General features: G+C 76.4%; 12 protein-coding genes. 7 read left to right on the top strand and 5 right to left on the bottom strand.

Going from position 1 to position 14234, the window contains the following annotated elements:
* Positions 1-7 precede the first annotated feature (7 nt).
* Together QSK52_RS11630 and QSK52_RS11625 are read right to left on the bottom strand one after the other, a co-directional pair.
* Complete coding sequence (locus QSK52_RS11630) at positions 8-1147, bottom strand: hypothetical protein (protein ID WP_285735891.1); 1140 nt, start codon at positions 1145-1147, stop codon at positions 8-10.
* Positions 1148-1235: 88 nt separating this feature from the next.
* A complete protein-coding gene (locus QSK52_RS11625; RefSeq protein WP_285735890.1) occupies positions 1236-2198 on the bottom strand; it encodes a cation diffusion facilitator family transporter in 963 nt (320 codons plus the stop codon).
* A 170-nt stretch (positions 2199-2368) separates the two neighbouring features.
* Here QSK52_RS11625 and QSK52_RS11620 point away from each other — a divergent pair, with 170 nt between their 5' ends.
* From QSK52_RS11620 to QSK52_RS11595, 6 genes are all read left to right on the top strand, one after another.
* Positions 2369-4090 (top strand): threonine/serine ThrE exporter family protein, encoded by a 1722-nt coding sequence (locus QSK52_RS11620; RefSeq protein WP_285735889.1) that lies wholly within the window; start codon positions 2369-2371, stop codon positions 4088-4090.
* A 33-nt stretch (positions 4091-4123) separates the two neighbouring features.
* Positions 4124-5170 carry a hypothetical protein gene (locus QSK52_RS11615; RefSeq protein ID WP_285735888.1) on the top strand — a complete coding sequence of 349 codons (1047 nt, stop codon included), beginning with the start codon at positions 4124-4126 and terminating at the stop codon, positions 5168-5170.
* Between the two features lie 283 nt (positions 5171-5453).
* Entirely contained in the window at positions 5454-6755 is a 1302-nt protein-coding gene (locus QSK52_RS11610; RefSeq protein WP_285735887.1) for a C40 family peptidase, read from the top strand.
* Between the two features lie 110 nt (positions 6756-6865).
* On the top strand, positions 6866-8161 hold the full coding sequence (locus tag QSK52_RS11605) for a GNAT family N-acetyltransferase (protein ID WP_285735886.1): 1296 nt from the start codon (positions 6866-6868) through the stop codon (positions 8159-8161).
* A gap of 984 nt (positions 8162-9145) precedes the next feature.
* Positions 9146-10045: an alpha/beta fold hydrolase gene (locus QSK52_RS11600; RefSeq protein ID WP_285735885.1), complete on the top strand. Its 900-nt coding sequence runs from the start codon at positions 9146-9148 to the stop codon at positions 10043-10045.
* A 122-nt stretch (positions 10046-10167) separates the two neighbouring features.
* Positions 10168-10668 carry an SRPBCC family protein gene (locus QSK52_RS11595; RefSeq protein ID WP_285735884.1) on the top strand — a complete coding sequence of 167 codons (501 nt, stop codon included), beginning with the start codon at positions 10168-10170 and terminating at the stop codon, positions 10666-10668.
* Between the two features lie 13 nt (positions 10669-10681).
* Here the strand turns inward: QSK52_RS11595 and QSK52_RS11590 are convergent, their stop codons facing one another.
* Together QSK52_RS11590 and QSK52_RS11585 are read right to left on the bottom strand one after the other, a co-directional pair.
* Entirely contained in the window at positions 10682-11182 is a 501-nt protein-coding gene (locus QSK52_RS11590; protein ID WP_285735883.1) for an RNA polymerase sigma factor, read from the bottom strand.
* Between the two features lie 88 nt (positions 11183-11270).
* Positions 11271-12056 carry a TetR/AcrR family transcriptional regulator gene (locus QSK52_RS11585; RefSeq protein ID WP_285735882.1) on the bottom strand — a complete coding sequence of 262 codons (786 nt, stop codon included), beginning with the start codon at positions 12054-12056 and terminating at the stop codon, positions 11271-11273.
* A gap of 336 nt (positions 12057-12392) precedes the next feature.
* Here QSK52_RS11585 and QSK52_RS11580 point away from each other — a divergent pair, with 336 nt between their 5' ends.
* Complete coding sequence (locus QSK52_RS11580; protein ID WP_285735881.1) at positions 12393-12917, top strand: GNAT family N-acetyltransferase; 525 nt, start codon at positions 12393-12395, stop codon at positions 12915-12917.
* 48 nt (positions 12918-12965) lie between these two features.
* Here QSK52_RS11580 and QSK52_RS11575 read toward each other — a convergent pair whose 3' ends face one another.
* Positions 12966-14162 carry an MFS transporter gene (locus tag QSK52_RS11575; RefSeq protein ID WP_285735880.1) on the bottom strand — a complete coding sequence of 399 codons (1197 nt, stop codon included), beginning with the start codon at positions 14160-14162 and terminating at the stop codon, positions 12966-12968.
* Positions 14163-14234 lie beyond the last annotated feature (72 nt).

Here is a 14234-nt window from a genome sequence, read left to right as displayed (position 1 = left end):
GTCGCCGCTAGCCGGTGACCGGCCGTTCGGCGTCCGCCCGTTCGGCGGCCGGGTGCAGGCGGGGCAGCAGGGTGCAGGCGAGCAGCAGGTGGGCCGCGGCCGGGTCGGGCAGGGCGACCAGGGTGGCCGGACTGATGGGGGAGACCGGGTCGAGGTCCCAGGTGCGCCTGGGCTCGAAGAGGAACCGGCGCGAGGTGCGGGGCACCAGTTGCAGGACGCGGTCGTGGCGGAGCAGCGTCGGGCGGACGGCGTGCGGGGGCGCGGCCAGGACGCGGCCGTGGACGAGCACGATCAGGCGGCGGTCGGTCAGGACGTAGCGGGACGCGCGGATCCGGCGCTGCCGTCCGAGCAGCCGGACGGACTCGGAGACGAGCCCGGCCAGCACCGGGAGCAGCGCCAGCGGCCACGGGAGGTGCGTGCGGGTGATGAAGACGCCGAGGCCGAACAGCCCCATCAGAGCGGGCAGGCCGGTGACGGCGGCCTCGTACGGGCTGAGCCACAGCGGCGGGTCGACCGGCTGTCCCGTCCAGTGGACGCGTTCGCCGGGCATCAACCGCACCGCGCGGGCGTAGATGCCGGGCAGGGCGATGGCGGGCGGTGCGGGCAGGGGCGGGAGGGTGCCGGAGAGCACCGCCCGGTGGGCCGCGGTGGCGAGTTCCAGGACGTGCGGGGCCTCGGCGGCGGGCAGGCCGTGCAGGACGGGCTGCGGCAGGGGCGGCAGGGTGCGCGAGGCGTTGCCGTAGCCGGCCGGGGCGCCGAACCGGACCTCGGAGCGCCTGGGCCCGCGCGGGACGAGCTGCGGGGCGTCGAGGTGGTGCAGCCCGTAGCTCGCGGAGGTGCGCCCGTCCCCGGTGCTGACCACCAGGCGGCGGTCGGTCAGCAGGTAGCGGTCGGGGTTCCGGTCGAGCCGTCGGCGCGCCGCCAGTGCCAGTCCGGCCAGGCAGAGCGCCGCGGCGGCGGCGAGGAGCGGGAAGGTGCGGTTCGACGCGGTCCCGAGGAACACCGTCGGCACGGACCCCACCAGGAACAGCAGGAGGAGCAGCAGCATCCCGTCCTCGCTCGCGGACCAGGTCCGCGGCCCCCGCCTCCCCTCCCACAGCACCCGTTCGCCGGGCAGCAGTCTGGTTCCGTCCGATGCGTCGGTCATCCGTTCCCCCCCCAGTGGTTCCGGGGAGAGCGTGGCACGGGCGGGCGGGCGGCGGAAGCGGTTTCGGCCCACTGCCGTGCGGGCGGGGTCAGGGCCGGGGCGGGGTGGGGTCGAGGTAGACCCGGGTGACGGCGGGGACGGCCCGGCGGACGGCGCGTTCGGCCTGGTCGCAGGCGGTTTCGATCTCGGCGGCGGTGGCCAGGTCGGCGAAGCCGACCTTGGCGGCGACCAGGACGTCGTCGGGGCCGTGCACGCTGGTGACCAGGTCGAGGACGCGGACCACCCGCGGCTGGGCGGCGAGCGTCTCGGTGATGGTGCGTTCCTCGCGTTCGGGCAGGGCGCGGCCGATCAGCAGCGAGGCGTTGTCGCGGGCCAGCACGTAGGCGACCCAGGCGAGCAGCGCGCCGATCAGGACGGAGGCCAGGCCGTCCCAGAGCGCGTCGCCGGTGAGCTGGGCGCCGAGCAGGCCGCCGAAGGCCAGCAGCAGGCCGACCAGGGCGGCGGAGTCCTCCAGGAAGACGGCCTTCACGGTGGTGTCGGAGGTGTGGCGCAGGTAGCGGTAGCCGCCGACCCGCAGCCGCCGGGTCTCGCCGCGCAGCTGACGGACCGTCCGGGCCAGCGAGACGGACTCCAGGAGGAAGGCGACGGCGAGGATCAGGTACGAGAGGGCCGGGCTGCCCAGGTCCTCGCCGTACCGCAGGGTGTGGACGCCGTCGTGGACGGAGAACACCGCGCCGCCGACGAAGGTCGCGAAGGAGGCGAGCAGCGCCCAGAGGTAGCGTTCGCGGCCGTAGCCGAGCGGGTGCGCGTCGTCGGCGGGGCGGGTGCTGCGCTTGAGGGAGAGGAAGAGCAGCACCTCGGTGACGGTGTCGGCGAAGGAGTGCGCGGCCTCGGAGAGCATCGCGCTGGAGCCGCTGACCGCGCCCGCCACGGCCTTGGCGAGGGCGATGCCGAGGTTGCACAGGCCCGCGACGATCACCGTGGTGACGCTCTCGCTGCCACCGCCCCCGGGGTCGCCGGCGTCGTGGGCCGTCGTCCGCTGCTCGCTCATAACCGGTCATTATGTCTGATTTGGGGTCTTCCGGGTGGGAGGGGAGGCCGGGCGCCCCGGGTGGCGCGGCCCACGTCGGGCGCTGTTCGCACCCGCGCCGCCGATCGGGCAAGGTGGAGGCCAGGAGGCCGCCCCGACCGGACGGGCGGCCGGGGAGGCGAAGGAGCACCGTGTCCGATCGGGAGCCGGAGGGCGCGCCGGCGCAGGAAGCGCCGCCCACCGAGGGGCTGCTCGGGCCGGACGCGCCGCCGATCGAACGGTCCGTCAGCGTGCCGCACGCGCCGCAGCCGGTGCAGACCGAGGGGCTGCTCGGCCACCACCCGGTGCCGGAGGCCGCCGAGCCCGCCCGGGTCCGGCGGGGCCCGCTCTACCAGGACACCCTGACGCCCGAGGAGTGGAACGCGGCGGGCTACACCCCGTCCCGCGGCATCGACCTGGCCGAGCTGCACAAGGGCGCCCCCGGCGACGCCCCCTGGCCGGACCGGATGCGCACCCTGCTGCGGACGCCGATGGCCGAGCGCCCGGCCTTCGAGCGCACCGCCCGCGAACTGCACCCCTCCGCCGGGGCGCAGGCCCAGCGCAACGTGCCGCGGGTCCTCGACCTGTCGCTGCGGATCGGCGAACTGCTGCTCGCCAGCGGCGAGGCCGCCGAGGACGTGGAGGCCGCGATGCTCGGCATCGCCCACGCGTACCGGCTCGACCACTGCGAGCCGCAGGTCACCTTCACGCTGATCTCGATCTCGCACCAGCCCTCGCTGATCGACCCGCCGGTCACCGCGGACCGGGTGGTGCGCCGCCGCACCTCCGACTACACCCGGCTGGCCGCCGTGTACGAGCTGGTCGCCGACATCACCGCCGAGCAGGTCACCGTCAACGACGCGTACCGGCGGCTGGCCGGGATCCGCCGCAACCGGCACCCGTACCCGGTGTGGCTGATGGCGCTGGCCACCGGGCTGCTGGCCGGGGCGGCGTCCTTCCTGGTCGGCGGGCAGGTCGACTCCACGGCCTGGCTGGTGTTCGTCTCCGCGTTCACCGCCGCCGTGCTGGGCGACCGGCTGGCCTCGGCGATCGCCCGCCGCGGGCTGCCCGAGTTCTACCAGTTCGTGATCGCCGCGATGCCCGCCGCGCTCTGCGGCATCCTGCTGTCCTTCAACGAGCTGCACCTGCGCGGCTCGGTGGTGATCACCGGTGGCCTGTTCGCGCTGCTGCCCGGCCGGGCCATGGTCGCCGCCGTCCAGGACGGCCTGACCGGCTTCTACATCACCGCCGCGGCCCGGCTGCTGGAGGTGGTGTACCTGATCGCGGGCATCGTCATCGGCGTGATGCTGGTGCTGTACGTCGGCGTCAACTACAACGCCAGGCTGCGGCCGGACGAGAGCCTGGGCGGCACCACCAACCCGCCCGTCCAGCTGGTCGCCGCGATGGTGCTGGCGCTGGCCTTCGCGATGCTGCTGCAGACCGACCGGCGCTCGCTGCCGATGGTGGTGATAAACGCGGCGATCGGCTGGTCCACGTACGGCGTGCTGACCCACAACGCGGACGTCTCGCCGATCGTCGCCACCGGCGTCGCGGCGGGCCTGGTCGGCCTGTTCGGGCAGCTGCTGGCCCGCTACCGGGCGGCCTCCGCGCTGCCGTACGTGACCGCGGCGATCGGGCCGCTGATGCCCGGTTCGGCGCTGTACCTCGGCATGCTGGCCTTCGCCCAGGGCCACCCCGCGTCCGGGCTGGTCTCCGCCTCCCGGGCGGTCGCGCTGGCGCTGGCGCTCGCCATCGGCGTGAACCTCGGCGGCGAGGTGGCCCGGCTGTTCCTGAAGAACCCCGGCGCCAGCGACCGCGACACCCCGCACGTGCTGATCCCGCGCCGGGCGGCGAAGCGCACCCGCGGTTTCTGAGCAAGCCCCCCTGTCGGATAGAGGCACCACCCGATGATCAGTGCACTGCTGGACGGCTACCGCCACCACATCGTGGACGCCCACAAGCAGCCGCTGTTCCTGCTGCTGGTCGGGTTCATCACCTCCTTCGCGTTCATCCGGTTCAGCACCCGGATGATCCGCGCCCAGGTCCGCTGGTGGCCGGGCAACATCACCCCCGGCGGCCTGCACATCCACCACATGGTGTTCGGCCTCGGCTTCCTGCTGCTCGGCGGCATCGGCACCTTCGCCACCGACGGCGGCCACCCCTGGATCGACTGGTTCGGCCTGTCCTTCGGCATCGGCTGCGGGCTGGTGCTGGACGAGTTCGCGCTGATCCTGCACCTGGACGACGTGTACTGGAGCGAGCAGGGCCGCAAGTCGGTGGACGCGGTGATCCTCGGCATCCTGCTCACCGCGCTGCTGCTCACCGGCTACGTGCCGCTCGGCGTCGTCCCCGGCCAGGACACCCGCTGGGGACTGGTCGCGGTGATCGGGGTCAACGCGCTGGTCTGCCTGGTCGCGCTGCTCAAGGGCAAGGTCTGGACGGGCCTGCTCGGCATCATGGTGCCCGGCTTGTCCTGGATCGGCGCCATCCGGCTGGCCCGCCCCGCCAGCCCCTGGGCGCGCTGGCGCTACACCGGCCGCCCCCGGCGCATGGCGCGGGCGAACCGGCGCGAACGGCGGCTGCACGCGCGGGCGGACCGGGCCCGCACCTGGCTGTTCGACCTGATCGCCGGGGCCCCCGACAAGGTCCCGGCCGGGCACCCGAAGGCCCACGCGGTCGCCGAGCGGATGGCCGCCCGGGCCCTCGCCCACCGCCGCCGCCCGGGTCGGGGCGCCGCGGCCGCCGACCGCGGGTACGGGGCGCACGGCGGGTACGGGCCGGGCGGGTACGGGGCGTACGGCCCGGACGGGGCGCAGGACGCGGACGGGGCGGGCGGGGACCCGGCCCGGCGGGCCCGGGCGCAGCGCCGCCGCCGGACGGTGCGGGCCGGGCGGCCGCGGACCACCGCGACCGGGCCGGGGCGGCCCGCGGGGCGGTCGGCGGGGCGGCGTTGACGGGGCGGCGTTGACGGGGCCTCGGCGGAGCACCGACGGGGTGTTGAAGGACAGTTGAAAACGGGGGCGGTGCGGGGACGGGCCGGTAGGGTTCGTGACGTCCCGACCGCTCGGTGCATCTGCCCGTTCAGACAATCCGACATCTCACCCGCGCGGCCGCATGGCGATGGCACCGGGTCACCGGCCGGTCTGAGAATCTTGCGGTGCGTGACCGGACCGTCACGTCGCGGAACACCTGGCTGACCGTCAGAGACCGCCGACAGCCGCCGAGAGAGGACCCGTCATGCCGCGCAGGCTCCTCCCCACCCTCCTCCTCGCCACCGCCTCCCTGCTCGCCCTGCTGCCCGCGGCGAACGCCCCGGCGGCGGGCGCCCCGGCCGTGGACGCCGCGGTGGCGGCCGCCCCGGCCGCCTTCGTCGCGGCCCGGCCCGCCGACGACCCGGAGCCCGGGTTCCCCTCCGCGGAGGACGTCGCCCGCGCCCACGCCGACGCCGACGCCAAGGCCGCCGACACCGCCGCGCTCGAAGCCCTGCTGGCCGCCGCCCGGGCCGAGCTCGACAAGGCCGGACAGGCCGCCGAACAGGCCGTCGAGGCGTACAACGGCGCACTCGTCCGGCTCGCCCGCGCCGAACAGGCCGCCCGGACCGCCGCCGAGCGCTCGGCCGCCGCCGAGACCGCCCGGGCCGAGGCCGCCGACCGGGCCGCCGGGCTGCTCGCCGAGATCTACCGGCAGGGCGCCTCTCCCCAGCTCTCGGCCGTCAACGCCCTGCTGGACGCGCACGGCACCGCCTCGCTCTCCGACCGGGCCGCCGCCGTCGGCACCGCGGGCGCCCGGACCCGGCAGATCCTCGACGACGCCACCACCACCGCGCGGGCCGCCGCCCGCGCCGCCGACGAGGCCCGCAGCGCCGAGGCCGCCGCCCGCACCGCCGCCGACACGGTCCGCACCGCCAAGGAGCGCGCCCAGCAGTACGTGGCCGACCAGCAGGCCCGGGTCGCCGAGACCGCCGCCCGGCGGGAGACCCTGCTCGCCCAACTCGCCGCCGCCCGCGACACCACCGTCGACCTCGAACGCCGCCGCCAGGAGGCGCTCGACGCGATCGCCGCCCGCGAGGCCGAGGAGGCCGCCCGCCGGGCCCAGGCCGAGGCCGAGGCGGCCGCCGCCGCGGCCGACGCCGCCCGCCACCGCCCCGCCCCGCAGCGCGAGAGCGCCTGGTCGGCGGGCGGCTCCGCGGCCGCCCTCGCCTTCGCCCGCTCCGTCATCGGCCTGCCCTACATCTGGGGCGGCGAGGGTCCGCAGGGCTACGACTGCTCCGGCCTGACCATGATGGCCTGGCGCCTCGGCGGCAAGCGGCTCACCCACTTCGCCGCCGACCAGTACGCCGAGTCCACCCCGGTCAGCTACGCCCAACTCCGCCCCGGCGACCTGGTGTTCTGGACCAAGACCGGCCGCGCCGCCGACATCTACCACGTCGCCATCTACCTCGGCGACGACCAGATGATCGAGGCCCCCCGCCCCGGCACCGCCATCAAGCAGGCCAGCCTCTGGATCATGGGGCGCCCGGACTTCTACGCCCGCCCCTGACCCGGTTCGCCGGGGGCGCCGCCGCCGACCGGCCCGCCGGGCGCGCCGCCCGTCCCGGGGCGGGGGGAAAACCGGATGCCGGGGCCGGGAGGCCGTCGTACGGTGGCTCGATGGGCAACGACGCGCAGCAGGACCCCCACCGGGGCATCGAGATCCGGCCGATCACCCACGAGGAACTGGCCGACTGGGACCGGGCGATCGCGCTCGGGTTCATGCGCCCGCACGTCGCCCCGGCGACGGAGTGGCGGGAGCTGCTGTACGAACCGGGGCGGATGCTGGGCGCCTTCGACCACGACGGTCCGGCGGCCGACGGGCGGCCGCGCTGCGTGGCGACCTTCCGCAGCTTCGACACCGAACTGACCGTGCCCGGCGGGGCGCAGCTGCCGGTCGACGCGGTCACCGGCGTCACCGTCAACGCGACCCACCGGCGGCGCGGCCTGCTCAGCGGCATGATGCGGCAGGACCTGACCGCGGCCCGCGAGCGCGGCGCGGCCGCCGCGATCCTGATCGCCGCCGAGCACAACATCTACGGCCGCTTCGGCTTCGGCTCGGCCGCCCCGCTGGCCGGCTGGCGGGTGGACGTGCTGCGTTCCGGCGGCATCCGGGCCGGGCTGCCCGTGCACGAGGGCCACCGGATCGACTTCGCCACCCTGGAGGAGTTCCGCAAGCACGGCCCCGAACTGCACGAGCGCTGGCGCCCCACCCAGCCCGGCGCGATCGGCCGGCCCGAGGGCTGGTGGCGGCTGCGGGCGGGCGAGATCGACCTGCCCGGCTTCGACTGGAAGCAGGGCTTCACCGCCTTCCACCGCACCGCAGACGGCACCCTCACCGGCATGGTCAACTACACCGTCGACGACCGGTGGGACGGCGCCTACCCGGACTGCCCGCTGACCGTCCGGGACTTCGTCGCGCTCGACCGGAGGACCGCCAACGCACTCTGGGCGTTCGCCTTCTCCGTCGACTGGGTGCGCCACGTCGTCGCCCCCCACCTCGGTCCCGGCGACCCGCTGCCGCTGCTGCTCGGCGACCCGCGCGGCGCCAAGCCGCACGAGGAGAGCGCCGACTTCACCTGGCTGCGGCTGCTCGACCTGCCCGCCGCGTTCGCCGCCCGCCGCTACGAGACCCCCGGCCGCCTGGTGCTGGACGTCACCGACCGCGCGGGCTGGACGGCCGGGCGCTGGGCCCTGGAGGCCGCCACCGACGGCACCGGCCGGATCACCCCCACCGACGACCCGGCCGACCTCGCGCTCGACGTCTCCCGGCTCAGCAGCCTCTACCTCGGCGGCGGCAGTGCGGCGGCCCTCGCCGACGCGGCCCTGCTCACCGAGCTGACCCCCGGCGCAGCCGCCCGCGCCGAGGCCCTGCTGCGCACCGCCCGCGCGCCCTGGAACCCGGACAGCTTCTGACCGGGAGCCGCACCGGGGCCCGTGAACCCTCCGACGCACGGGCCCCGGCGGGGCCGTCCGCCTGCGGCCGGGAGCGGCAACGTCGGCTGTTCGGCCGGGAGTTGGGGCGCCGGGGGTGACGTCAACCGGAGTGGGGCGGAAATCACTCGCGCGGGCGTCGAACATGCTTGCTGTGGCGCGGAGTTGGCGTGCGTCGGGCGCAACTCTGGCGTTGTGTCGGTGAGCTGGGTCGATGCGGCGGGCGAGGGCCACCCGGAGGGGTGAACGCGGGTTCGCGGCGGGTGTTTCCGTTCGAACCTGACGGATCGACAGTTCCTTTGCCGCTGCATAGCGTTCGGGGCGTTCGGGTCGCCCGGGACGGCAGCGAAGTGCCCCGGTGGGTGCAGGAACACCCCCGGGGCGCAGCCGGAGCGACCCACCGAACCCTGCAAGCTCAAGGGGCTCCGACGTGTTCCAGCCTAGCGTCTCGGCGGCACCGTGCGTCGCCGTCTCCGCACTCCTCGTCATCCTCGGGCTCGCCCGGTGCCTCTCCGACGGCCGCGGGCCTGGCCGCGCGCGTGGACGTGGGCGTGGCCGCGGGCGTGGGCGTGGGCACCACCGTGCCGGGGGCGGCGCGTCCGGGGGGCGCCACCGGGCGGGTGCCCCCGGTGCGCCGGTGCCGCCGCCACCACCGCCGCCGCCCGTCCGGGCGCCGAACACCCTGCCGGTGTGCTCCCGGTTCCGGCATCCGCTCTCCCTGCACGCACTGCGCCGCACGATCATGCCCAGGCTCCCGCTGGTCCACGGCCCCGCGACCCGGATCACCGTCCGTGCGGCGCCCCGCCCCGTCGTCCGGCCGGGTGCCGTGCCGCCCCGGCCCGGTGGGGCTCCCGCGGTGCCCGTGGCGGCCGTGACGCACGTCACGGAGGGGCGGGGGGAGTGCGGCGTCCGGCTCGTTCCTCTGTTCAGGCGAACCGTTCACCGGATCCGCACGGGGAGAGCCTCATGACACGTCGACTCGCGGCATCACAGCGGCCGTTGCCCGAACTCGCCGGGGTGCGCCACCGCACCGCGGAGGTGGGCGGCCTGCGCCTGCACTACGCCGAGGCCGGGCCCGCCGACGCCTCGCCGGTGGTGCTGGTGCACGGCTTCCCGCAGCACTGGTACGCCTGGCGACGGGTGCTGCCGCTGCTGGCCGGGGAGTTCCGGCTGCTCTGCCTCGACATGCCGGGCTTCGGCTGGTCCGAGGGCGAGCCCGGGCGCTGGTCGACCGAGGCCCGCGCGGCCGACCTGGTGGGCTTCCTGGACGCCCTGGAGCTGGAGTCGGCGTTCCTGGTCTCCCACGACTGGGGCGCCTGGGCCGGGTTCCTGGCCTGCGCCCGGCAGCCCGAACGCTTCGACGGGCACCTGGCGTTGAACATGGTCCACCTCTGGCCGGAGCGCCGCGCCACCCTCGGCCACGCCTGGCGGTTCTGGTACACGCTCGCCCTGGAGTGGCCGCCCGTCGGCCGCGCCGTCCTGCGCCACTGCCCGGCCTTCACCCGCTTCCTGCTGCGCCGCGGCCCGGCGGGCCGCACCGCGTTCGACCCGGCCGAGGTCGCCGAGTACGCGGCCGCCGCGCGGGAGCCGCTGGCGGCGCGGGCGGGCGAGGCCGTCCACCGCGCCTTTGTGGTCCGGGACATCGCCGCGCTGCGCCGCCGGGAGTTCCACGGGCTGCGGCTGCGGACGCCCACGCTGGCCCTCACCGGGGAGCGCGACCCGGTGATCCCGCCGCAACTGCTGGCCAGCGGAGCCGAGTTGCGGGACGGACTGCGGGTCGAGACCGTCCCCGGCGCCGGGCACCAGCTGCCCGCGGAGCGCCCCGAACTGGTCGCCGAGCGGGCCCGGGCGCTGTTCGGGCGCTGACGGGCCGGGGACGGGCCGCGGGCGGAAGGGGGCGCGGGCGGGAGGGGCCGCGGGCGGGAGGGGGCGCGGGCGCAGCGGCTACCCTGTGGGCGTCCGGCGCCGACCTGTGAGGAGTTGCGGCCATGCCCCCCGAGCCGAGCGGTACCGTCTGGCCGACCGCCGAACTCGGGCCGCTGCGACGGCTGCAGGTGATCGCCGCCACCGCCGCCGGGCGTCCGGTCCCCGCCACCCGGCTGTTCGACGCGCCTCCGGAGCGGCTGTGGGAGGTGGTCTCCGACCTGGAGCACGAACTCCCGCACCTGCTGCCCGGCGTCCGCTCGTTCACCCCCGAGGAGGGGTCGGCGGACGGCGGGCGATTCCGGGCCGTCGCGGTCAGCAGGCTCGGGCACCGGGAGACCTTCGAGGTGCTGCTGGCCCCGGGCTGGTGCCTGATGCAGAGCCGGGTGCTGCTGGGCGCGATGGCCGCCGAACCCGAGGGCGGCGGCACCCGGTTCGGCTACCTGAGCAGCTACCGCCTCCCCGGTGGCGCGGCCCTCGGGGCGCTGCGCCGCCCGGGCGCGGGCGCACGCAGCGAGGCGCTCTTCGACCGGCTGCGGGCCCGGATCGAGGCGCGCCGGGCCTGAGCGGACGGCGCGTTCACCCCCAGGCGCGCCGGAAGGCCGCCCGGGCGCGGAACAGCCGGGAGCGGACCGTTCCCACCGGCACCCGGAGCAGCCGGGCCACCTCCTGCTCGTCCAGCCCCTCCACGTGCCGCAGCACCAGCACCGCGCGCTGTTCCGGGCCGAGCCGCCGCAGCACGTCCGCCACGTCGCCGGAGAGGGTGGCGTCCCCGGCCGCGGGCGCGTCCGCCAGGTCGGGGACGGCGACCTCCCGGCGGTGCTGCCGGGCGGTCCGGACGGCCTCGCGCACGGTGACGACCCGCACCCATCCGTACAGCGCCTCGGGCGTGCGCAGGGCGGGCAGGCCGCGGAGGATCGCGATGAACGCCTCCTGCATCGCGTCCGGGGCGTGCTCCAGGGCGACCGAGGCGCAGATCCGGCCGACGTAGGGGGTGAGTTCGGTGATCAGCGCGTCCAGGGCGAAGGCATCGCCCCGCTGGGCGGCCGCGACCAGCCGGTGGGTGTCCTCGTCCGCCATTCGCGCCCCCGCCCGAAGCCGCTCCGGCCGATTCCGGCACGACCCTAACACCCGTCCCGGGCGGCGCAGTTGGCCGCCCGGCCGGGCGTCACTTGACGATGGTCCTGCCGATGCTGGGCAGCACGAAGTCCTGGATCAGGCCCTTGGCGTCGCGGACCAGGGGGCGGAAGACCCGGTAGCGGGAGAGGTTGATCAGCCGGGCCACCAGCGGGGTGGAGCGGCGGACGAACTCGCGGGTGCGCTCGGTGTCGGGGGTGCGGTCGAAGACCCAGTAGAGGACGACGACCATCAGGTGCAGCCACAGCACGTCGGGCAGCAGCTCGACCAGTTCGGCGTCCAGCTTGGGGGCGAGCTCGGAGCCCTGCAGCACCTCGCGGAAGAGCTCGACGGCGGTGGCGCGGGCGGGGTGGGACTCGTTGGAGAACGGGCTGAGCGAGCTGGTCGGGTCGGCCGCGGTGCGGAAGAACTGGGCGGAGAACTCGTGGTACGGCGCGGCGGTGTCGATCCAGGACTCGATCGCGATCTGCAGGCGCTCGGCGAAGTCGCGGGTGTGCGCCATCCGGGCCTCGGCGTCGGCGGCGTGGTCGTAGGTCATCCGGTCGTAGAAGCCCTGGATCAGGAACTCCTTGGCCGCGAAGTAGTAGTACGCGCTGCCGACCGAGACGCCCGCCTCGGTGGCGATCGCCCGCATGGTGGTCTTCTCGTAGCCGCGCTCCTGGAACAGCCGCATCGCGGTCTCCAGGATCAGCGCGCGGGTGGCCTCGCTCTTGTCGGTCTTCGGCTGGGCCCGTCCGCCCGCCAGCTCGCCGGACGCGGGCAGGCCGGTGGCCTGCGCGTCCCTGCCGCTCGCGCCCCCCGCGTCGCCGGATCCCACCGGGCGCTGACGATCCTGCTCCTGGCCGTTCCCTGACACCTCGCCCCGCCTGATTCGCTTCCGTCACGGTCGCCTACGAGCCCGAGCCTAGCCCGGACCGGGACAACTCCGGACCGGGAGGGCGAATCGGAAGCCGGGGCGTGCCCGGTGCCCCCTGGCACCGGACCGGTCGCGCGGGCGTGCCGACCCGTCCGCCCGGCGGCCGGGGGCGGCGTGCGGAGGATGAGTTTCGAACATGTTCAGAAATCTGCGGGGACGACTCTAGGGCACGGTTCGGGCACGCTCAACCCCTCGGCGCGGAACGGCCCGGGGAGGACGGTGTGGCAGGCTGGCCGGATGCCCGCCACCGACCGCACCCCGCCGCCGCCCGCCCTGCGCGAGGGCGGTGCCGCGGACGCCGCCGCCGTCGCCCGGCTGCACACCGCGGGCCGCCGCAGCGCGTGCGCCGGACTGGTGCCGCAGTGGGCGCTGGACGCGGAGGCCGCCGACCAGGAACTGCTCTGGACGCTGCGGCTGGACGCCGACTACGGGACGCCCGCCGACACGCCCGTCCTGCTGCTCGCCGAGGACGGCCCGGGCGGCCCCGCGCTCGGCTTCGCCCACCTGGTGCCGGACGGCGGCGAAGTCCGGCTGGAGCAGCTGCACGTGCGTCCCGACCGCACCGGCGGCGGCGTCGGCACCCACCTGCTGCACGCCGCGCTGGCCCGCTTCCCGCGGGCGCCCGTCCGGCTCGACGTGCTGGCCGCCAACCGGCGCGCGATCGCCTTCTACGAGCGGCACGGCGCCCGCCGCCTCGGCCGCGGCACCGCGCACTTCCCGGACGGGACGCAGCTGCCCGAGTACCGGTACGGCTGGCGCTGACCCGCCCCGCCCGGTCGGGGCGCGGCGGGGTCGGCGCCGGTGCCGCGGTCAGTCCGTCCGCCGGGCGAGGCGGGCGGCCGCGAGCAGGGCGAGCGCGGCGGCGGCGGAGGGCAGCAGGTAGCCGGTGCCGGGGGAGGTGTGCTGGGCGAGGGCGCCGCCGAGGGTCGCCCCGGTCGAGATGCCGACCAGGATGGCCGAGACCGCCAGCGCCATCCCCTCGGTCAACCGGCCCGCGGGCAGCAGCCGTTGGGCCAGCGTCATGCCGCTGACCATGGTCGGCGCGGTGCCCGACCCGGCGACCAGCAGCGCCGCTCCCAGCACCGGGACGCCCGCCCCGGCCAGGCCCGCCGCCAGCGGCAGCAGCATCAGGGCGGCCATCGCGCCGGTGCCCAGCGCCAGCCGCACCGCCGCCGGACGGCGCGGCCGGACGGTGCCGAACACCAGCCCCGAGACGCAGGACCCGGCCGCGACCAGGGCCAGCAGCGCGCCCCCGGCCGGCTGCCGGCCGAGCGCGTCGGTGTACGCGAGCGTGGTCACCTCCAGCGAGCCGAACAGCACCCCGGCGGCCAGGAACACCGCGAGCAGCGGCGGCAGGCCCGGCGTCCGGAGCAAGCCCCGTGCCCGGGACGGCCGTCGGGTGGAGGCGGGCGGTTCGGTGGCGCGCTGGGCGGCGAACAGCAGGGTGCCCGCGGTGCCGAGCGCCCGGGCGGTGAGCAGCCCGGCCTCGGGGGCGAGGGCGGTGCACAGGGCCATGCCGAGCACCGGACCGGCCATGAAGCACAGCTCGTCCAGCGACTGCTCCAGCGCGTTGGCCCGGTGCAGCACGGCCGGGTCCGCGCGGTGCAGGTGCGCCCAGCGGGCCCGGGCCATGCCGCCCAGGTCGGGGCTGCTGCCGGAGAGCGCCCAGCACAGGAAGAGCGTCCAGGCGGGCGCACCGGAGCGCACGCACAGCAGCAGCCCCGCCGTCGGCAGCGCGGCGGCCAGCACCGCGGGCACCGCGACCCGGGCCTGCCCGCGGCGGTCGACCAGCCGCCCCAGCAGCGGCAGCAGGGCCGCGCCCGCCAGCACCCCGACCGCGGAGACCGCCCCGGCCAGCGCGTACGAGCCGCGCCGGTCGGCGACCAGCACCACGACGCAGACGCCGTTCATCGCCAGGGCGAGCCGGCCGAGCAGTCCGGAGAGGGTGAAGGTCAGGGTGCCGGGTGCGGCGAACACCGGGCGGTAGCGGGCGAGCGGCAGTGACAAGGAAGGGCTCCGGGAGGAGGGGGAGGGGAGCCTCCAGCCTCGGGGGCGGGGGAGCGGGGCGTCCAACACCTG

It is taken from the genome of Kitasatospora phosalacinea, assembly GCF_030268885.1.
Taxonomy (GTDB): Bacteria; Actinomycetota; Actinomycetes; order Streptomycetales; family Streptomycetaceae; genus Kitasatospora; species Kitasatospora phosalacinea_C.
This window is presented reverse-complemented; position numbering and strand designations above follow the sequence as displayed.